Annotated in this window: 20 protein-coding genes and 1 pseudogene; 13 read left to right on the forward strand and 8 right to left on the reverse strand. The window is 65.0% G+C overall.

Annotated features, from left to right (window positions below; translation table 11 throughout):
- Positions 1 to 23 precede the first annotated feature (23 nt).
- The 4 genes and pseudogenes from G372_RS0112950 to mtgA form a co-directional block, all read right to left on the reverse strand.
- Positions 24 to 757, reverse strand: a pseudogene (locus G372_RS0112950) (class I SAM-dependent methyltransferase).
- A 302-nt stretch (positions 758 to 1,059) separates the two neighbouring features.
- On the reverse strand, positions 1,060 to 1,746 hold the full coding sequence (locus tag G372_RS0112955; RefSeq protein WP_018864152.1) for a zinc metallopeptidase: 687 nt from the start codon (positions 1,744 to 1,746) through the stop codon (positions 1,060 to 1,062).
- A 72-nt stretch (positions 1,747 to 1,818) separates the two neighbouring features.
- On the reverse strand, positions 1,819 to 4,107 hold the full coding sequence (locus G372_RS0112960; RefSeq protein WP_026340308.1) for a mechanosensitive ion channel domain-containing protein: 2,289 nt from the start codon (positions 4,105 to 4,107) through the stop codon (positions 1,819 to 1,821).
- Between the two features lie 133 nt (positions 4,108 to 4,240).
- Positions 4,241 to 4,963, reverse strand: coding sequence for a monofunctional biosynthetic peptidoglycan transglycosylase (gene mtgA / locus G372_RS0112965; RefSeq protein WP_018864150.1), 723 nt, complete (start codon positions 4,961 to 4,963; stop codon positions 4,241 to 4,243).
- 235 nt (positions 4,964 to 5,198) lie between these two features.
- Between mtgA and G372_RS0112970 the strand changes: the two genes are divergently transcribed.
- From G372_RS0112970 to G372_RS14530, 3 genes are all read left to right on the forward strand, one after another.
- The gene (locus tag G372_RS0112970) at positions 5,199 to 5,528 is read left to right on the forward strand and encodes a hypothetical protein (RefSeq protein WP_018864149.1); all 330 of its coding nucleotides are present in this window, start codon (positions 5,199 to 5,201) and stop codon (positions 5,526 to 5,528) included.
- Positions 5,521 to 5,916 (forward strand): thiol-disulfide oxidoreductase DCC family protein, encoded by a 396-nt coding sequence (locus tag G372_RS0112975; RefSeq protein ID WP_018864148.1) that lies wholly within the window; start codon positions 5,521 to 5,523, stop codon positions 5,914 to 5,916. The genes G372_RS0112970 and G372_RS0112975 overlap by 8 nt, the downstream gene beginning before the upstream one ends.
- Positions 5,917 to 6,072: 156 nt before the next feature.
- On the forward strand, positions 6,073 to 6,201 hold the full coding sequence (locus G372_RS14530) for a hypothetical protein (protein WP_018864147.1): 129 nt from the start codon (positions 6,073 to 6,075) through the stop codon (positions 6,199 to 6,201).
- Positions 6,202 to 6,227: 26 nt separating this feature from the next.
- Here the strand turns inward: G372_RS14530 and G372_RS0112985 are convergent, their stop codons facing one another.
- Positions 6,228 to 7,511: a phospholipase D-like domain-containing protein gene (locus G372_RS0112985; RefSeq protein ID WP_019623482.1), complete on the reverse strand. Its 1,284-nt coding sequence runs from the start codon at positions 7,509 to 7,511 to the stop codon at positions 6,228 to 6,230.
- Positions 7,512 to 7,631: 120 nt separating this feature from the next.
- Here G372_RS0112985 and G372_RS0112990 point away from each other — a divergent pair, with 120 nt between their 5' ends.
- Both G372_RS0112990 and G372_RS0112995 read left to right on the forward strand, forming a co-directional pair.
- Positions 7,632 to 8,072, forward strand: a complete 441-nt coding sequence (locus G372_RS0112990; RefSeq protein ID WP_019623481.1) for a nucleoside deaminase — start codon at positions 7,632 to 7,634, stop codon at positions 8,070 to 8,072.
- A 176-nt stretch (positions 8,073 to 8,248) separates the two neighbouring features.
- Entirely contained in the window at positions 8,249 to 8,746 is a 498-nt protein-coding gene (locus G372_RS0112995; RefSeq protein WP_019623480.1) for a hypothetical protein, read from the forward strand.
- A 36-nt stretch (positions 8,747 to 8,782) separates the two neighbouring features.
- Here the strand turns inward: G372_RS0112995 and G372_RS0113000 are convergent, their stop codons facing one another.
- Positions 8,783 to 9,511 (reverse strand): hypothetical protein, encoded by a 729-nt coding sequence (locus G372_RS0113000; RefSeq protein ID WP_019623479.1) that lies wholly within the window; start codon positions 9,509 to 9,511, stop codon positions 8,783 to 8,785.
- Between the two features lie 62 nt (positions 9,512 to 9,573).
- On the opposite strand from G372_RS0113000, the gene G372_RS0113005 reads away from it, so the two are divergent.
- Both G372_RS0113005 and G372_RS0113010 read left to right on the forward strand, forming a co-directional pair.
- Complete coding sequence (locus G372_RS0113005) at positions 9,574 to 10,212, forward strand: TetR/AcrR family transcriptional regulator (protein ID WP_019623478.1); 639 nt, start codon at positions 9,574 to 9,576, stop codon at positions 10,210 to 10,212.
- Between the two features lie 21 nt (positions 10,213 to 10,233).
- Positions 10,234 to 10,785, forward strand: a complete 552-nt coding sequence (locus tag G372_RS0113010; protein WP_019623477.1) for a carboxymuconolactone decarboxylase family protein — start codon at positions 10,234 to 10,236, stop codon at positions 10,783 to 10,785.
- A gap of 20 nt (positions 10,786 to 10,805) precedes the next feature.
- On the opposite strand, the gene G372_RS0113015 is transcribed toward G372_RS0113010, so the two are convergent.
- The gene (locus G372_RS0113015) at positions 10,806 to 11,741 is read right to left on the reverse strand and encodes an AraC family transcriptional regulator (protein WP_018864140.1); all 936 of its coding nucleotides are present in this window, start codon (positions 11,739 to 11,741) and stop codon (positions 10,806 to 10,808) included.
- 176 nt (positions 11,742 to 11,917) lie between these two features.
- Here G372_RS0113015 and G372_RS0113020 point away from each other — a divergent pair, with 176 nt between their 5' ends.
- The 4 genes from G372_RS0113020 (at position 11,918) to G372_RS0113035 (ending at position 14,536) form a co-directional block, all read left to right on the forward strand.
- Positions 11,918 to 12,532, forward strand: a complete 615-nt coding sequence (locus G372_RS0113020) for an HvfX family Cu-binding RiPP maturation protein (protein ID WP_018864139.1) — start codon at positions 11,918 to 11,920, stop codon at positions 12,530 to 12,532.
- A 79-nt stretch (positions 12,533 to 12,611) separates the two neighbouring features.
- A complete protein-coding gene (locus G372_RS0113025; protein WP_019623476.1) occupies positions 12,612 to 12,908 on the forward strand; it encodes a hypothetical protein in 297 nt (98 codons plus the stop codon).
- The gene (locus G372_RS0113030) at positions 12,898 to 13,782 is read left to right on the forward strand and encodes an HvfB family MNIO-type RiPP peptide maturase (RefSeq protein WP_019623475.1); all 885 of its coding nucleotides are present in this window, start codon (positions 12,898 to 12,900) and stop codon (positions 13,780 to 13,782) included. Before G372_RS0113025 ends, G372_RS0113030 begins: the two co-directional genes overlap by 11 nt.
- On the forward strand, positions 13,775 to 14,536 hold the full coding sequence (locus tag G372_RS0113035) for an HvfC family RiPP maturation protein (protein ID WP_019623474.1): 762 nt from the start codon (positions 13,775 to 13,777) through the stop codon (positions 14,534 to 14,536). The genes G372_RS0113030 and G372_RS0113035 overlap by 8 nt, the downstream gene beginning before the upstream one ends.
- Positions 14,537 to 14,542: 6 nt before the next feature.
- On the opposite strand, the gene G372_RS0113040 is transcribed toward G372_RS0113035, so the two are convergent.
- A complete protein-coding gene (locus tag G372_RS0113040) occupies positions 14,543 to 15,550 on the reverse strand; it encodes a serine/threonine protein kinase (protein WP_026278987.1) in 1,008 nt (335 codons plus the stop codon).
- 88 nt (positions 15,551 to 15,638) lie between these two features.
- Here G372_RS0113040 and G372_RS0113045 point away from each other — a divergent pair, with 88 nt between their 5' ends.
- Positions 15,639 to 16,319 carry a TVP38/TMEM64 family protein gene (locus G372_RS0113045; RefSeq protein WP_019623473.1) on the forward strand — a complete coding sequence of 227 codons (681 nt, stop codon included), beginning with the start codon at positions 15,639 to 15,641 and terminating at the stop codon, positions 16,317 to 16,319.
- A 149-nt stretch (positions 16,320 to 16,468) separates the two neighbouring features.
- Positions 16,469 to 17,461, forward strand: a complete 993-nt coding sequence (locus G372_RS0113050; RefSeq protein WP_019623472.1) for an MBL fold metallo-hydrolase — start codon at positions 16,469 to 16,471, stop codon at positions 17,459 to 17,461.
- The last annotated feature ends 126 nt before the right edge of the window (positions 17,462 to 17,587 follow it).

Raw genomic sequence — 17,587 nt, forward strand, 5'->3', positions numbered from 1 at the left:
GTGCGTGGTGACTTAACAACAGCTTAACAGGCGTGGTCGACGGGTGCCGGAGCAGCCCGGTTTTCGCTGCAGGCTTCTCGTTTTTGGTGTGATCGGTGCCCCCTCGGCCGGAAGGAGGACACAAGAGGGCGATATCGGTGGCCGGTAGCTCGATCGCCCAGCCCAGGTGCATCGCGACCCAGTGCAGCGTGGCAGGGCCGTAGAAGGCCACGTGGGTAGGGTCACGGCGATAGTGCCAGCGATGGAAGTCGGCTGCGGCGGGCGGCCAGCCGGTCATGATCACGATGGTGCCGCCAGGCCGCAGAACGGCCGCCATGTCCTCAAGTGTGGCGAGGGGGTTGTGCAGATGTTCCAGTACCTCGCTGCAGGTGATCAGGTCGAAGCGTTCGAGGGGGGGCGGGCGGTCGGGCCCGAACACGGGATCGTGGGTCTGCATCGAGTAGCCGCGTGCACGCAGCATGTCCGCCAGCACCGGATGGGGGCCGCACCCCCAGTCCAGGCCATGGGCCGGAGGTGGGCAGTGGGCCTCCAGGGGGGCGATCAAGCGCCCGAGAAAACGCCGATAACCGGGGTCGTCCGGGCGGTTTTCGTGCGTTTGATAATACGCGTGTTCAAACGCAGGCGTGGGCCAGGACGCTGGTTCCAGAACGATCAGCGAACAGGTCGGGCAGCGCAGGTAATCCCCGGGCGAGGGATCGCGCACCCCGCGGGCGAAGAAAAGGCGCAGTGGCCCGGTGCAAAGGGGGCAGTCGGCCATGTTTTAGGGAGACACGGATGGATATGCACGCTTACTGTTGTGTCGCGCTTGCGTGCGAACAAGGCGTGGTGATCGCCATGCGGTCATTCTGCACAAGGGAACCACAACGCCGTGCGCGCCCCCGTTTTCGTCAACCACGGGCGGCCGACTTTCTGCCTTCAATGGTTTGTGGGGTTGAAATCCCATGCTCCCCGATCCTGCGTTGCGGCCCTTGCCGGCAGAACCATTACCGGCTGCGCACCGCGCCTTGTCTCGGGAAACCTGGGGTACCAACGCGAGTGCACACATGAATCCGTGTTTCCCTAACGGCGCAGGAAGCGGAACCAGGACGCGATGTTCAGCAGGCTCATCAGGGACTGGGCGAGATAGGTATAGGCCGCGGCCTTCAGGATCCGCTGGGCATGGGGATAGTCCGGCGGGTGCAGGTAATTGCCCCGGCGCAGCATCGGCAGGGCCCGGCGAAAGCTCGCGTCGAATTCGGTGGGCAGGGTGACGAAGTGCACCAGCGCGGCCAGCCCCATCGACAGAATCCCGGCCAGGAAGAACAGGATGCCCGGCGCCGGGTGCCGGGCGATCAGCGTGATCACGGGGATCGCGACCAGCAGCCAGGCCCCGATCTGCTGTCCGTAGCGCGACAGACATACGAGGTTGCTGCGCATCCGCAGGGGCGGGTAGTCCTGGGCGTGCTGGACCGCGTGCCCGACCTCGTGCGCCGCTACCGTGATCGCGGTGAGCGACCGACCGTCGTGGTTGCCCTCCGACAGCCGCACCGCCCGATCGAACGGATCGTAGTGGTCGCCATCACGGGTGGATTCGACGCGTACGTGGTGCAGGCCATGGCGATCCAGCAGGTCGCGCGCCAGTTCCGCCCCGGTGCCGTTGTAGCGGTCCTCCGGCTGGCTGTACTTCTTCATTGTATGGCGTACCCACCAGCTCGGGGCCCAGGCCAGGAGCAGCACGAGCGGTGCGAGCAGAATCAGCAGTCGCATGCCTTCATCATGGCGCGACTTCCACCTCGGGGGAAGTCACCCGCGTCAATCCGTACACCGGCTTTTTCTCGTTCAGTCCTCGGCCTCGTCGTAATCGCCCTTGTGCTTCGGGTTGGGGCGGGCCCGCCGGTCCTTCGAGTAGTCGCGACTGTCCTCGGTGTCCTCGCCCGTTTCCTGGGTGAGGCGCAGATGCGCGGGCGGGGCCGTGCCGTCCTTCTCCTGACCGAAGTAGATGGTCTGGTGCGGGAACGGGATCTCGATGCCGGCCGCATCGAAGTGCTTCTTCACCAGGCGGTTGAACGCACGCCCCAGACCGAACTGCGTGCCCGGCAGGGTCTTGATGCGAATGCGCACGTTGACCGAGCTGTCCGCCAGCGCGGTGACTCCGTGCACCTCCATCTCGTCGAGGATGTTCGGGCCCTGGTCCGGGTCTTCCTTCAGTTCCTCGAAGGCTTCGCGCAGGCGCACGATGACCTCGTCGATATCCTCGCGATAGGCCACGCCGTATTCGCCCACGTGGTAGGCGTAGTCACGCATGTAGTTGGAAACGGCATCCACCGAGGAGAACGGGATCAGGTGATAGGTGCCCGACAGGTCGCGCAGGCCCATGGAGCGGATCGTGAGCTTCTCGACCACCCCAGTCGTTCCGGCGACCGTGACCACATCCCCGGTGTTGATGGCTTTCTCCAGCTGGATGAATACCCCGGTGATGATGTCCTGCACCAGTTTCTGCGCGCCGAAGCCCACCGCCAGGCCCAGGACACCGGCACCCGCCAGCAGCGGGCCGATGTTCACGCCGATCTCCGCCAGCACGATCATGGTGGTCATCACGGCCAGCACCACCGCGACGGCATTGCGGAACAGGGACAGAAGGGTCTTCTCGCGCGCGCCGGGTTCGCCCTCGCCGGTATTCGGGTTCAGCCGGTGCTCGATCCAGCTGGCAAACACCAGCCAGATGGCCAGGGCGGCAAGCAGGATCAGGGCGACCGAGATCGTGGTACCCAGGACGTACATGCCCGCGTCCGACGCTATCCAGGCACCCAGATTGAATGCGCCCCAGGCATCCGCGATCACCGCCAGCACGATGAGCAGGATCACCAGGCGCATGGTCTTGAGCGCCTTGGGGATATAGGAGTTCAGGCGTGCCTCGAGCATCGGGAACTTGAGGCGGGTCTCGTCCGGCACCCGGATCTCGCGTCCGATGACCTGGGTGAGCACGTTGGCCACGAATACCCCGATAAAGGCGGCCAGGATGGTCTGGCCGGTGGCCTTGGCCATGAAGGGCAGGGCATCTTCCGGACGGGTCATGCTGACGACTGCCAGCGTCAGGAAGTAGATCAGCGCGATCCAGTGCCAGGCGTTCGCCACGAAGGTCAGTGTCATTCGCGTGAATGCGAACCCGGCGCGGTTGGCGACCAGGATCAGGCGGTCATGCACGCGCTGACGGTTCTGCAGGATGATCACCGCCGCATAGAGGAAGGCGGTCAGCATGACCAGCAGGCCCAGCGAACGGCCCGCCTCGCTGGAGATGTGGATGTTGGTGATCGGCACCAGCAGAAGCAGGCCGTAGCCGATGTAGGTCACCAGGCGCGCGAGCCAGGCATTCCAGTAGGCGGCCTCGTCGCCGGCCATCGGCAGCAGCCGCAGGCCCTGATAGCGCGTGGCAAAAATCAGGCGCAGGGCCGCCTTGGTGACCTCGATCAGCAGGAAGGCGTTCAGGAACAGCGAGTGCCGCGTGAGCATCTCTCCGGACTCTCCGAGCACAAACAGCGCGAGCCCGTAACCCGCCACCCAGGCCAGGAGCACGATCAGGAAGTCGACCAGTGCGGCCAGGAGGACGGCGGGGAGTGCGCGCAGCAGGTGATACTGCTCAGGCGAGTTGATCACCCAGCGATCCAGCGCGGCAAACATCGGGCTGCCCAAGCGGCGCAAGATCAGGAATATGGCGATTGTGAAAGCGATCAGGATCGCCAGATCCAGTACACCCGTGCCAAACACCACCGGGTCGATCGTGCGCAGCGTCTCCCCGATGTCCGTGGCGATCTCGTTGAGGGCCCGAATCTCCTGCACCGTGCCTTCGGCCAGGGACTGTGTGACCTGGGCGATCTGGCGCGGGAGCGACATGGGTTCGTCGGTGTCGATGGCCTCTTCGTCTGCTGCCGCCTCGTCGTCCTCCGCGCGCTCGGCACGCAACGTTTCAAGTAGCCGCTCGCGGGCTTCTTCGTTTTCCAGTGCCTCGATCAGAGCGTCGTGCAGTTCGCGCTCGCCGGTGTCCTGGGCTTGAACCGTGCCCAACGGGACCAGCAGCGACACCAGGACGAGCAGGAGAAAGGGAAGACGGAGAAGGTGACTTGGGGACACGGGCGGACCTCGGGCTTGGACGGGGTTCGCGGGTCGCGAGGATTGATGCGGAAGACGCGCATCCATGCGACGGCGGAGGGTGCCAGTCTAGGGAATGACTGATGGATGTGCACGCCAGTTCAGCGCGCTGCGCTTATTCCAGCAGCATGGGATCCAGCCAGGCGATGCCCAGCTGGTTCATCTGGCGTTCGATCCAGGCAATGCGCTGGGTAAGGTGCGGACCCGGGTTCACCGGATCGTAGTTGCCTGGACTGGGCAGGATTGCGGCCAGGCGTGCGGCCTGCTGCCGGTTCAGCTCGCGCGCGGGTACACCGAAATAATGCTGCGCTGCATGCTCGATCCCGTAGATGCCGGGACCCCATTCCGCCAGGTTCAGGTACACCTCGAGGATGCGGCGCTTGGGCCAGATAGTCTCCATTCCCGCCGTGAGCCCGGCCTCCAGCGTCTTGCGGAACCAGGAGCGCTTGTGCCAGAGGAACAGGTTCTTGGCGGTTTGCTGGCTGATGGTGCTGGCGCCGCGCAGGCGCTGGCCATGCAGCACGTGAGCGTCCACCGCCTGGCGCATCGATCCCCAGTCGAAGCCGCGATGCACGGGGAAATGCTGGTCTTCCGCCGCGATTACCGCCAGCATCAGGTGGCGCGGCAGGTCATCCAGGCGCTGCCAGTCCGGCCGCAGGCGCGAGGCGGTCTGCCAGTCCGTCGCGACGACCATGGCCATGCCGTAGGGCGGATTGACCTTGGCAAACAGGAGGATCAATCCCAGCGCGAACGTGACGACGAGCGCAAGCGTCCCGGCCAGCAGCCAGGCCAGCGCGCGTAGCAGGCGGGCGATCGGCCCGCGCCGTCGGCGGGCCATCAGTGCCACCCTGGATGCAAGTGGAGGACCGTGTTCATCGGGGCCAAGAATACCGCGACTTGCGGCTCGGTCGAGTATCTCGACGGTGTGGTTTAATGTTGATGACGGCCCAACGTTGACCTACGAGGAATCTCGTTATTGATTGAACTGTTGATGTCGTACGTGGCCCAATCTTTCAAGCCGGCGTTCTGTCTGGCGATGCCATCCAACCCACACGAATCAGAAGGAGAGACCCATGGACGTGATGCCCTATCGGTATACCACCCCCAGTGGCGAGGCCGTATCCTTCGAGTTTCGTTTGCATCCCGAGACCGGTTCGGCCGTGCGTGTCCAGCAGCTGCTGGATCGGCTGGTCGATACCCTGGATCACGAAATCGGGGTGCTGGGCGACACCTGCAATGGCGACGTCCTGCAGGCACTGGCAATGGCGCTCGCCGTGCGCACCGACATGATCCCGGCGCACCCGGAGATGACGCGCGATCTCGCGCGCGATGTGGTCGAACGTGCACTGGGCTCGCTGTCGGAGGCCGAGCATCAGTACGTGGGCCCGGTGGGCCATGCCTGACCATCCGGTTCCCGGGCGTCGCCCCATCGTCTTTTTCGATGGCGGCTGTCCGCTTTGCCGGCGCGAGATCGGCCACTACCAGCGGCTGGACAAGGTCGGACATGTGGACTGGCAGGACATCCATGCCGACGCGGCGCCATTGAGGTCGTGGCGCATTGACTGGGGGGCGGCAATGCGGCGGATGCACGTCGTCGATACCCAAGGGCAGATCCACACCGGGGCCTGGGCATTCGTCGTCGTCTGGCAGCATTTGCCGTACTACCGCGTGCTGGGGCGGGGCCTGAGGCGAGTGCCGCCCGTAGTGCGCCTGATGGACCGGGTCTATGAGGGGTTCGCGCGTCGACGCTGGCGGTCGCGCTGCAGCGACGGCCTCTGTCATTCCGACTAGCCAGGCGGTGAAGACGGCTGTGCATGGCGCAGCCGCGAAGCCTGGGTGATGTGACCGGAATCAAGCGCCTGGACAGGCTGGGTCGTTGCCACGGCGGGCGGGATGAGTGTGACGGCAGCTGCCGGTGTGCGTTTCTTGATCGCGGGAATCAGAACCGTGAACCAACTGCGGGCTGGCAGCCAGCCTGCGAAGACCATGGGGCTGTCCGGTTGCGGTGCCGGCACGGGCCACATTCTGGTGGTGGAGCGCAATGCCGAGGGAGTCGCCTGGCCCGCCGCGGACTGAGGCGGCCGAGGCCGGTAGGGCGTGTCCTACATATAGGGCCCAAGGATGCGCGCGATCCAGCCGTAGATGCGGTATTTCCACGGGCGATCTTCCCAGGCCTCGATTGTCATGCGCTCGGCCTCTGCCTTGTCTTCCTCGATCAGTTCCCGGATCGAGCGGGCAAAGTCTTCGTCATAGATGTTCAGGTTGGTTTCGTCGTTCAGGCGGAACGACCGATTGTGCATGTTGGCGGAGCCAATGCTGGCCCAGCGGTCGTCGACGCTTATCAATTTCGAGTGATACATCCGCGGGTGGTATTCGTACAGTTCCACCCCCGCTTCCAGTATCGGTCGCCAGCGATTGACCGAGGCATGGCGCACGAAGCCGAAGGTCATGGTGTCGCCCGGCATCAGCACGCGGATCCGGACACCGCGTTCGGCGGCTTCGGTCATGGCGTCGAGGAAGTCCGGGTCGGGATAGAAATACGCTGTTGCAATGGTGACCTGCTCCTCGGCCGCGGCCAGGGCATGCAGGAACATCTTGCGGATCCGATGGCGTCCCTCGCGCGGGGCGCTGTTGACGACCTGTGCATCCAGATCACCTTCTTCTTCGAGTTCCGGGTAATAGGCGTCGCCCAGCAGCAGTTCGCCCATGGCATCCAGCCAGGTCTCCATAAAGGCCGCCTGCAGGTTGCCCACCACGGGACCGGTGACGCGGAAATGGTTGTCGCGGTAGGGCTCGTGGTCCTCGTCGGGTACCCAGGAATCCGCTACGTTGGCGCCGCCAATGAATCCCGTGTGGCCGTCCACGACCAGGATCTTTCGGTGGGTGCGGTGGTTGAACCGCGACATCTCGTACCAGGAGGGTTTGCGCCAGCGCACGACCTCCGCGCCGGCATCGGTCATGCGGTCGAACTTCTCCTGGGCGGCCGCCACGGAGCCGATGTAATCGATCACCAAGTGCACCTTCACCCCACGCTCGGCGGCGCGGGCAAAGGCCTCCGCGAAGCGGGCGGCCTGATAGCCCCAGAATTCGTATACCTCGAATGTAACCGTGTGTTCGGCGTTCTCGATCGCCTCGATCTTGGCGTCATAGATGGCCTCGCCGTCGCGCAGCAGCTCCAGCCTGTTGCCGGAGACAATCGGCTGCTGCAGCGTGAGCCCCATTCCGCGGCGAAACGCACTGTCCGAGGTGCCGTAGTCGATGGCCACCGGGACCTTCACCCGGTCGGGTTTCGGCAGCAGGTTGAACAGGGCGACATTCGCCAGCACAAAGGCGAGGGCGATGCCCAGCAGGATACCGACGGGGATGCCGATGACGCGGCGGCGCATGGTAGTCCTCTTGTATAGAACCCCTTGCAGGGATAACGGGGAGGGGGTTGGGTGGCGCCGGTGTGGAACCGACATCGTTCAGTGTACACAATGCACTGGGAGCAACCCTGGACGAATGTCATGAATCCGTTTCTGGAAGCCGCACTGGACGAGGCGCGAACTGGCTGGGATGAGGGTGGCATCCCGATCGGCTCCGTGATCGAACACGCCGGACGCATCGTCGGGCGCGGGCACAACCGCCGAGTGCAAAACGGCAGCGCCATACTGCATGCCGAGATGGCCGCCCTGGAAAACGCCGGACGCCTGCCTGCAAGCGTCTACCGCGAGTGCACGCTTTACACGACGCTGTCGCCCTGCGCGATGTGCAGCGGGGCGATCGTGCTGTACGGCATCCCGCGCGTGGTGATCGGCGAGAACTCCAGCTTCACGGGAGAGGAGGACTGGTTGCGCTCGCACGGCGTGCAGGTCGATGTGCTGCAGGACGCCGCCTGCCGGGAGCTGATGGCCGCCTTTATTGAACGCCACCCGGACCTCTGGCACGAGGACATCGGTTGCGAATAGCCCCAGGCTGACCGGAACGCGCTTGCTGGCGGGCGGATCGCGTTTGCCACCCGGATCCTGTAGCCGCACAGGGCAGGTGACCGAGAAATGCCTCATGGCGCGCTTCGCGCCCGGGTCGGGTGTTCTGGCATAGTTGCTGCTTTGGTGCCGGGTGCAATGCAAACCGGGAGCATCCCATGATCGATGGCATCGGAATGAACCAGGCGGCCCTGGCGCGACCGACCCATTCGGCGCAAAACCCGAACAACGCCGGGCAGGCTGGCAACCAGGCGGCACAGGCCGGACAGGCGGCCCACGCACAGCCCGCCCAGCAAGCTCAGGCCCAGCAGGCACAGGCCGCCACGCAAGCGCAGGCGAATGGTCAGCTCAACGGGCAGGGCGCGGGCGTCTCGACCTCACCGCATGTCGCCCAGCCGGTGTCCACCACACAGGCCCCCTCGGCACACGAGGCGGCATTCTCGCCCCAGGGCGTGAACGCGACCCCGCCGACACAGGCCACGGCGATGCCGCTGGCCGGCGGCCAGGTCAACGGGGCCCCGCAGGCCGACGATGCCCCCCAGATAGACGCCGACCCGGACGACAAAGCGGACATGGGCCAGACCTTCATGCCCGACGGCTCGGTGCAGTCCAACTCCAACGAGAATCTCGGATCGCACTTTGACCTGCAGGCGTAAGGTCTGGTCGTGTGTCTGCGGTTTGGTGGTTTGGCCTCAACGACCGGAAGTGACATTTACCGACTGATGCCCTGCGTCCTCAGGCCGGGAAAACCGGAAGGTCACGTGCTCGCGATGGATCAGGAATTGTCCAGTCGCGTGCATCCACTGTTGCTCGCGCACCGTGGCGTCCATCCACTCGAATAGCTCCTGCAGTGCCAGGGCGGTCGCGCCGCGGTCCGGATAACGCAGGCCAAGCCCCTCCCAGTGGTCCCGGGCATCATCTGTGCGTTTCCAGCCTTCGCGGACGAACCCGGCTGTCAGCAGGGCGCGCAGGGCCCCGTCACCCAGGCTTTCGCGAAGCCCTTTCAGGAGGAGGCGGGAGTCCCTGGATTCCACGGAACCCTCGGGTGAGGCGTTTAGCGAGGCCGGCAGCAGCTCGACCCAGTCATCGTGCTGGCCAAGCCCCGGGATCAGATCTTCGTCGACCATCTGCTGGAAGTCCGGGACAGGGTTGGAGTGGGTTCGCAGGGAGAGCTGGATCAGGGCTGCGGCTTCGTCGACGTAACCGGACAGACTGAAGCCGCACAGTAGGTGGTCCACGACGTCATGGACAAACACCGAGGTCGGAATGCGATCCCCGCAATAGGGGGTCGCGGCAATCACGTCAGCTCCCCGTCCGGGGACGTCCAGCTTCCAGCCGCGGGCGCCGAAGCCATCCTGCCAGCTGTCCTCGTAGCGAACCGGAATCGTGACCGCCTGCGCGTTGATAACCGGGATGGACATGGTGGCCTCGCTAGGTATCCGATGCTTTCCAATTTACCGACCGGTCAACTACCATTCAATGCATGGCCGATGCACTCAACCGAAGCCGGACACGCGATGCCCTGATCGCCGCTGCACGCTCGCTGGTCCTTGGCCGCAGCTACGGCGCCGTCGGCGTGGCCGAGATCTGTGCGCACGCCGGCGTGAAGAAGGGGAGTCTTTATCACTTTTTTCCCGGCAAGGATGCCCTGGTGCTGGAGATGCTCGAGACGCTTTATCGCGAGCTCGAACGCGAGGTACTGCGGCCGTCGCTGGAATGCGACCTGCCTCTGCGCGACCGCCTCGGGCGGTTTGTCGATCGCCTGTATCAGTTCGAGATCCGCGCCCAGGGGGAGGTCGGGGAGCTCCCCGGCTGCCCGTTCGGGAACCTGGCGCTGGAGCTGGCGAACTGGAATTCGGCGGTTCGAGAGGCCGTGGCCGCGCACCTGGAGGCCCTGCGCGGCCATTTCCAGCGAGCGATCGAGACCGCCGCGCAGCGCGGTGAACTCCCGCAGGCGTCGGATAGTGCCCGTCTGTCGGAACAGTGGCTGGCGCAGGTCGAGGGCGTGCTGCTGCTGGCCAAGGCGCGGCAGGACGCGGATACGGTCCTGCATCTGCTGCCGGCACTGGAAGCCCTGCTGCCGGTCAGACCGGTCCACGACGAAGAGCGAGGGAACCACTGATCAGTGGTTCCCTGGAGGTATATGACGATGGAATTTCCCCTGAGAGCGACCGACAGCGCGCCGGAGGCCTTCGAGCGATCCGGGAAGGTGCTGGGGCTGGTGCCGAATCTGATTCGCGTGATGGCCAGTAGCCCGGCGGCGGCCGCGGCCTACCTGGACCTGACCGAGCGACTGGGCCAGAGCAGCCTGTCTTCCGAGGAACAGAGCGTTGCGCTACTCACGATCAGTCGGTTCCACGAATGCCATTACTGCATGGCCGCGCACTCCATGACGGGACGGATGACGGGTCTGCCCGATGCAGTCGTCGACGCGCTGCGGGAGGATCAACCTGTGCCCGACCAGCGGCTCGAGGCCCTGCGCCGGTTCGTGGTGGCGGTACTCGAGCATCGGGGCGCGGTCCCCGATGCCGAACTCGAGGCGTTTCGCCGGGCGGGGTTCGACGAGGCGGCGATCCTGGATGTGATCCTCGCGGTCGCGCTGAAGACCCTCTCGAACTACACCAACCACCTGGCCTCCACGCCACTGGATGACGTGATGCAGGACGAGCACTGGGAGGCGCCTGCAGGTCGCTGAAAGCCCGGTACCGCGGTGTTTCAGTGCGAGCGAGTCAGGCGCGAGAACAGGCGCCGGATACGCCCGGGGCCGTACCCGTGGACGCGCTTGAAGGCCTTGCGAAAGGCCGGCTCCGAGCCATAGCCGACCTGTTCCATCACGCTGGCCACCGATGCCCTCGGATCGCGCAGCAGCCGTTCGGCCAGGACCATGCGCCACTGGGTCAGGTAGTCGATGGGGGCCTGCCCGACCAGTTCGGTGAAACGGGCGGCGAAACTCGTTCGCGACATCGCGGCCTCCTGCGCCAGGCCCTCGACCGTCCAGGCTTCCTCGGGTCGTGCATGCAGCGCGTCGAGGGCACGGCGGATACGGTCGTCCGCGAGGGCCGCGATCAGACACTGCTCTGGATGCTCCTGGTAATGGCAGACGTAGTGGCGCACCGTCATTACGAACAGGGTATCCGCCAGACGATCGAGTACCGGCCGATAGCCGGCGGACTGCTCTGACAGTTCCAGGCGCATCAGATCGGCCAGCCGCGCCAGCCGCTCGCCGCTCTCGGCGTGGCGCACGATCACGCGGTCGGGCAGGGCCGCCAGGATCGGATTCCGGCGCCCGGAATCGAATTCGAAGTGACCGCATAACAGCTGTGTCGAGCCGGGTTCGGGCTCGGACGGGTCCAGCAGATTCAGGTGATTGTCCCGGTCCTCGAATGAAGGCTCGCTCGCCAGCAGGTGCCAGTCGTCGTGGGGCAGGAGCAGCATGTCGCCTGCATCCAGCCACAGTGGCTCGCAGTCCTCCATGTGCAGGTAACAGCCCCCTTCGCTGATCAGGTGAAAGCTCGCATGCCCGGAACCGGTGGTGCTGAGCTGCCACTGGCCGCACAGACGGGGGTTGGTGTCGATCCGTGCGCGCAGGTTGTAGGCCGAGAGGACGGACGACAGCGTGTCCTCGCGCGGCATGATCCGGCTCATGTCCATGAGGGGTTCGCTCCTGTCGAGGAAACACAGATCAATGTACGGCATCGCAGGCGTCTTGGCTCCGCCCCGGACGATCGGACATAAAAGCCGGCGCGACGGTTCTCACGATTGTCCGAAGGGCTGGCTAGGCTTTAAGTCCGTTCAACGGAAGAATCGAGGACGAGGCGATGAACGCTATGGCGTTGCGGGCGGGCATCCGATTCCAGCGGTGGCTGGACATGACGCGCGGGGCGGATTTTCTGGCGCCGCTGCTGATTCGCCTGTATCTCGCGCCGGTGTTCTGGATGGCCGGCACCAACAAGCTCGACGGCTTCCTGCCGAAGGAAAGCGTGGTGATGTGGTTTGGCAACCCGGACTGGGGGCTGGGGATGCCGTTTCCGTACCTGATGGTGCTGCTGGCCGCCTATGCCGAGGTCCTGGGTGCGATCGCCCTGCTGCTGGGTATTGCCGCGCGCTGGTTCTCCATTCCCCTGATGATCACGATGATCGTCGCGGCGGTCACGGCCCATCTGGAGAACGGATGGCAGCGCATCTCCGACCCGATGATGTGCCTGTTCAACTGCTCGGGAGTGGAAGCGGCCCAGGAACGGCTGAGCCGCGCGCGTTCCATCCTGCGGGAGCACGGCAACTGGGACTGGCTGACCGAGCACGGGAGCTTCGCGATCGTGAACAGCGGAATCGAGATGGCCGCGACATACTTCATCATGCTGCTGGTGATCTTCTTCTGGGGCGCCGGTCGCTACCTGAGCATCGATTTCTACATCCGCAGGAGGATGATGGACAGGGGATAGCCAATGAGGCTACGTATACAGTAGCCATTGGCAGGACGGGCATTTTGCCCATAACGTCAAGCGACGAAGGAGTTGCATCATGAAACAAGAACTGTTCTCGAAAAAGACGCTGGCCGGCGCGGTGGGTACCGCCGCGATCGGCCTGGCCATGGGTTCCAGCCCGGCCTTTGCTGCGGTGGATCTGAACCACGGCTATCAGCAGGGATCTTCAGCTCCCCACATGCTGGCACAGGGCAGTTGCGGGGAAGCCACCTGCGGCGCCAGTGGCGAAGGAGATGACCAGGACAAGGACTCCGAGGGTTCCTGCGGCGCCAACGGTGACGGAGAAGAAAAGGACTCCGAAGGCGCCTGCGGCGAGGGGACCTGTGGCGGTTGAAGCCATCCAGCCCGTACGCCCGGCCCGCGTACGCGGGGCCGGGCTCGGCCTGCGGCGGGCACTACTCGAGCCGCTGGCCGCGGCACCCGAGTCGCTGGAGCGGCTCGGGTTTTTCGAGGTCGCGCCGGAGAACTGGATGCATCTGGGCGGGCGGCTGGGTCGCACCTTCCGCGAGTACACCGAGGCGCACCCGTTCGTCTGTCACGGCCTTTCCCTGGACATTGGGGGACCACGCCCCCTGGATACGGCGTTTCTGTCCGATCTGCGCCGCTTCCTTGATACGCACGACATCGAGGATTACACCGAACACCTTTCGGCCTGCGGGGACGAAAAGGGGCATCTCTACGACCTGATGCCGATCCCGTTCACGGAGGAGGCCGTGCGGCATGTGGCCCGTCGGGTCCTGCAGGTACAGGAGGCGATCGGCCGGCGCATGGCACTGGAGAACGTCTCCTATTACACCCCGGTGGGGGCCCGCATGAGCGAACTGGAATTTATTCGGGCGGTACTGAGCGAGGCTGACTGCGACCTGTTGCTGGATGTGAACAACATCTACGTGAACAGCATCAACCACGGCTATGACCCGGTCGGGTTTCTCGACGGTCTGCCGCTGGAGCGGGTGCGCTACATCCACATTGCCGGCCACGAAGAAGAGGCACCGGACCTGCGCGTGGATACCCACGGCCAGCCGGTCTGCGGAGACGTATGGGACCTGCTGGAGGCGACCTACGAACGGATTGGCCCGGTGCCGACCCTGCTGGAGCGGGACTTCAACTTTCCGGCGCTGGAGGTCTTGCTGGAGGAAACGGACCGCATCCGCGCACTTCAGGTCAACGCGGCCGGGAAGCGCGCATCCCTGCAGGCCCATGGCTGAGCCCGATTTCCAGGAGCTGCAGGAGCACCTCGCCCGGCACCTGCGCGACCCGGAGCGCCACCCGCCTCCGGAGGGTATCGAGGACCGCCGACTGGCGATCTACCGGCGCCTGTTCATTAATAACGTCCGCAATCTGCTCGGGCGCGGGTTCCCGGTGATCCGGCGCATCCTCGGGGAGGAGGCATGGGCAGCGCTGGTGCGCGATTTCTATCGCGACCATGGCTGTCATACGCCCTATTTCCCGCAGCTCGCGGGGGAGTTCGTGCAGTACCTGGCCGAGGAGCGTGTGCCGCAACCCGACGACTGGCCGTTTCTGGCCGAGCTGGCGCACTACGAACGGGTCGAAACGGAGCTCGTCTACAGCGATGCGCAGCCCTCGGGCGACGTGGATCCGCAGGGCGATCTGCTCACGGGGGTCCCGGTGTTTTCGTCCTCCGCGCGACTGCTGGCTTACGAGTTCCCGGTGCATCGGATAGGGCCGGACCACTGCCCCCAGCAGCCGGGTGATGTGCCCACCTACCTGTTGGCCTATCGTGGCGAGGACGAGCGCGTACGCTTTGCCGAGCTGAACCCGCTCGGAGCACGGCTGCTGTGGCGGGTCTGCGAGGAGCCGGCAGCGGGTGACCAGCAGCTTCGTCTGGTAGCGGAGGATTTCGGCCTCGCGCCCGGTCCCGAGTTGCTGGATAGCGGGCAGCAACTGCTGGAACACTATCGGGACCTGGGGGCGATCGCAGGGGCTCGACCGCTTGATTAGTGTTTCCTAGTACGGTGCCTCCGGATGGACAAGCGCCAGAGCGGGCTCGTCCAGCGCGGCGGCCTGTTCCCGCAGGGTCAGGATGTGTTCCTCCCAGTAGCGCGGGGTGTAGAACACGGGGAATCCGTCGATGAACGCGGGATCGTCGGCCCGGCGGGCCAGCCAGGCGGCGTGGCGCAGGATCCGCAGGGTGCGAAGGGTGCTGATCAGGCCCAGTTCGCGGCGGTCGAAGCGCATGAACGTCTCGTAGCCCTCCAGCAGGTTCTGCAGCTGCGCCGCCATCTCGGGCGGCTCTCCGGAGAGGAACATCCACAGATCCTGCATCGCGGGTCCGTTGCAGGCGTCGTCGAGGTCGACGAAGTGGGGACCGTCCTCGGTCCACAGGATGTTGCCCGGGTGGGTGTCGCCATGCAGCCGCAACTGCGGGATGGGGCCCACGGCCTCGGTATTTCGCTGCATACGCTGGATCAGGTCTGCGCTGAGGTCGCGATAGACTGACTGCAGCTCGGGGGGCAGGTAGCCGGAGGCGAGCACGTCCTGCCGTGCCTGTTCCCCCAGTGTCCCGGGTTCCAGCGTGACGCGTTCGTGGAACGGCGCGCTACGGCCCACCTCGTGAATCCGCGCAATGAACCGTCCGATGCGCTGGAGCGTATCGGACTGCTCCAGGTCCGGTGTGCGCCCGCCGCAGCGGGGATATACCGCGAAGCGAAAGCCCTGGTGATGGTGCAGGGTCGCCCCGTCGTCTCCGACCAGTGGCGCGACCACGGGGACCTCCCGCGCGGCCAGTTCCTGGCTGAACGCATGTTCCTCGAGGATCGCCTGGTCGCTCCAGCGCCCGGGTCGGTAGAACTTGGCGATTACCGGCGTCGCATCCTCAATGCCAATCTGATACACCCGGTTTTCGTAGCTGTTCAGCGCGAGCAGGCGGCCATCGCAGCGCAGGCCGGTGGTTTCCACCGCGTCAAGAATTACGGTGGGTTTGAGAGCATCGTACGGATGTGGCTGTGTATTCATACGGCCCATGTACGCACGCGGGCAGCGTCCGGGTCCACCGTTTTGACGAATGCGCATCGGGAGAGGGCAGGTGAATCGAACGTACTGGGTGGTGGCGATCCTTGCGGTGGTCGCATTGATCGTGTTCTTCGCCCTCGACCTCGGCCGCTTCCTGGAGTTCGAGCGTCTGCAGGCGGCCCAGGGGGATCTGGAGGGCCACCGTGAGGCGCGGCCGCTGTTGGCGGCGGTGGTGTTCTTCTGCGTGTATGTAATCGTGGCGGCGCTGTCGCTGCCCGGTATCGTCGTCATGACGCTGGCGGGCGGGGCCATCTTCGGCGTGTTCTGGGGCAGCGTGCTGTCGTCCTTTGCCTCCACGCTGGGCGCGACGCTGACGTTTCTTCTGGCGCGCACGATCGCGCGCGAGCCCCTGCAGCGCCGATTCGCGGACCGGCTGGAACCCATCAATCGTGGTTTCGAGCGCGAGGGGGCCTATTACCTGTTTGCGTTGCGCCTGACGCCCGCTTTCCCCTTCTTTGTGATCAACGCGGGCATGGGGCTGATGCGCATCCGGACGTGGACCTATTACTGGGTCTCGCAACTGGGGATGCTCCCGGCCACGATCGTCTTTGCCAATGCCGGTACGCAGATCAGCCGTCTGGATGGGCCCGAAGGGATTTTCTCGCCCGGCCTGATTGCCTCACTGGCGGCCGTGGGTCTGTTCCCGCTGGCGGCGCGGTGGGTCGTGCGCGCGCTGCGTGGTTCGGCGGGGGACGAGCAGCGACGGGGTTGATGTGAGCCCTGTCTAAATTATGTGGGCCAACGGATATACTGGGTCCAGTCAATAACGGTCCGAACGGACGTTCGAAGGCCAAAGTACCCGCGACGCATGCGCAGGCTTTACAGCCGACAAGTCGATAACTGTTGATTGAGGATGGTTGAATGGACAGGCAATTGAAGGGGCGCTGGGCCGCCTTGCCAGTGCTGGCCGTTGTGCTGATGGGCCTGGCCCTGATTGCACAGGCCGGGGACGAAAACGACGAGCCGCGCGACCGGCCCATCGAGAAGGTGCTGGAGCCGATCCAGCTGACGGATCGCGTCTGGTATTTCTACGGCTCGCTGGAGAACCGCACGCCGGAGAATCTTGGTTTCACCAACAACACGGGCTTTGTCGTGACCGACGAGGGCGTGGTCCTGATCGACTCGGGGCCGAGCTACAAGGTCGCCGAACGCATGGCCGAGGCCATCGCCGAGGTCACGGATCAGCCGATCACGCATGTGATCTCGGTGGGTTCGCAGGATCATCGCTGGCTGGGCAATGGCTTCTTCCAGGAGCAGGGTGCGGAGCTGGTTGCGCTCAAGCGCACTGCCAGCACCCAGGCCGAGCGAGGCGAGAGTCAGATCGCCTCGCTGGCGAATGCAGTCGGCGAAGAGGCGATGGAAGGTACCGAGCCGGTGCCGGCATCCGATCCCATTGATGCCGACGAATACACCTTGACGGTGGGCGGGGTCGACTTCGAGTTGATCTATGCCGGGGACGCCCATTTCCCGGGCGATATCATGGTCCACCTGCCAGGCGAGGATGTTGTGTTCACCGGCGACATCGTCTACACCGAGCGCATGCTGGGGATCCATCCGTTCAGCAACCCGGTGGAGAAGCTGGAGGCCTTCCGGCATCTGGAATCGATCGATCCCGAGATCGTGGTGCCAGGCCATGGGCGGGCCACCGACATGGCCGAGGCGCGCCAGGATACCGGCGACTACCTCACGCTGCTGGTGCGCGAGGTGAAGGCCGGGATCGAGGACTGGGAGTCGCTGGACGAGGTAGTGGAGCGGCTCGCGGACCTTGAAGAGTTCAAGCACCTGCGCCATTACGACGACTGGCACCGCCCCAACGTGAACCGGACCTATCTGTTCATCGAAGAGAACATGTAAGGGGCTATCCGGGAATCCCGGCTGCAGGCCGGGAAACCTGCCGACGGCGCGGGGCGTGTGATACGCTTCGCGCCGTTGTCGTTCCGGCAATCCTCAATTTCTGATACGCGACGTTCGACCCCGCGT

The sequence above is a fragment of the Thioalkalivibrio thiocyanoxidans ARh2 genome (assembly GCF_000385215.1).
Taxonomy (GTDB): Bacteria; Pseudomonadota; Gammaproteobacteria; order Ectothiorhodospirales; family Ectothiorhodospiraceae; genus Thioalkalivibrio; species Thioalkalivibrio thiocyanoxidans.

Bases quoted from the DNA above. Each gene is read 5' to 3' on its own strand.
- G372_RS0112955 (WP_018864152.1), bottom strand. From the start codon at position 1,746: ATGCGACTGCTGATTCTGCTCGCACCGCTCGTGCTGCTCCTGGCCTGG.
- mtgA (WP_018864150.1), bottom strand. From the start codon at position 4,963: ATGGCCCGCCGACGGCGCGGGCCGATCGCCCGCCTGCTACGCGCGCTG.
- G372_RS0112970 (WP_018864149.1), top strand. From the start codon at position 5,199: ATGGACGTGATGCCCTATCGGTATACCACCCCCAGTGGCGAGGCCGTA.
- G372_RS0112975 (WP_018864148.1), top strand. From the start codon at position 5,521: ATGCCTGACCATCCGGTTCCCGGGCGTCGCCCCATCGTCTTTTTCGAT.
- G372_RS0112985 (WP_019623482.1), bottom strand. From the start codon at position 7,511: ATGCGCCGCCGCGTCATCGGCATCCCCGTCGGTATCCTGCTGGGCATC.
- G372_RS0112990 (WP_019623481.1), top strand. From the start codon at position 7,632: ATGAATCCGTTTCTGGAAGCCGCACTGGACGAGGCGCGAACTGGCTGG.
- G372_RS0112995 (WP_019623480.1), top strand. From the start codon at position 8,249: ATGATCGATGGCATCGGAATGAACCAGGCGGCCCTGGCGCGACCGACC.
- G372_RS0113000 (WP_019623479.1), bottom strand. From the start codon at position 9,511: ATGTCCATCCCGGTTATCAACGCGCAGGCGGTCACGATTCCGGTTCGC.
- G372_RS0113005 (WP_019623478.1), top strand. From the start codon at position 9,574: ATGGCCGATGCACTCAACCGAAGCCGGACACGCGATGCCCTGATCGCC.
- G372_RS0113010 (WP_019623477.1), top strand. From the start codon at position 10,234: ATGACGATGGAATTTCCCCTGAGAGCGACCGACAGCGCGCCGGAGGCC.
- G372_RS0113015 (WP_018864140.1), bottom strand. From the start codon at position 11,741: ATGGACATGAGCCGGATCATGCCGCGCGAGGACACGCTGTCGTCCGTC.
- G372_RS0113020 (WP_018864139.1), top strand. From the start codon at position 11,918: ATGGCGTTGCGGGCGGGCATCCGATTCCAGCGGTGGCTGGACATGACG.
- G372_RS0113025 (WP_019623476.1), top strand. From the start codon at position 12,612: ATGAAACAAGAACTGTTCTCGAAAAAGACGCTGGCCGGCGCGGTGGGT.
- G372_RS0113035 (WP_019623474.1), top strand. From the start codon at position 13,775: ATGGCTGAGCCCGATTTCCAGGAGCTGCAGGAGCACCTCGCCCGGCAC.
- G372_RS0113040 (WP_026278987.1), bottom strand. From the start codon at position 15,550: ATGAATACACAGCCACATCCGTACGATGCTCTCAAACCCACCGTAATT.
- G372_RS0113050 (WP_019623472.1), top strand. From the start codon at position 16,469: ATGGACAGGCAATTGAAGGGGCGCTGGGCCGCCTTGCCAGTGCTGGCC.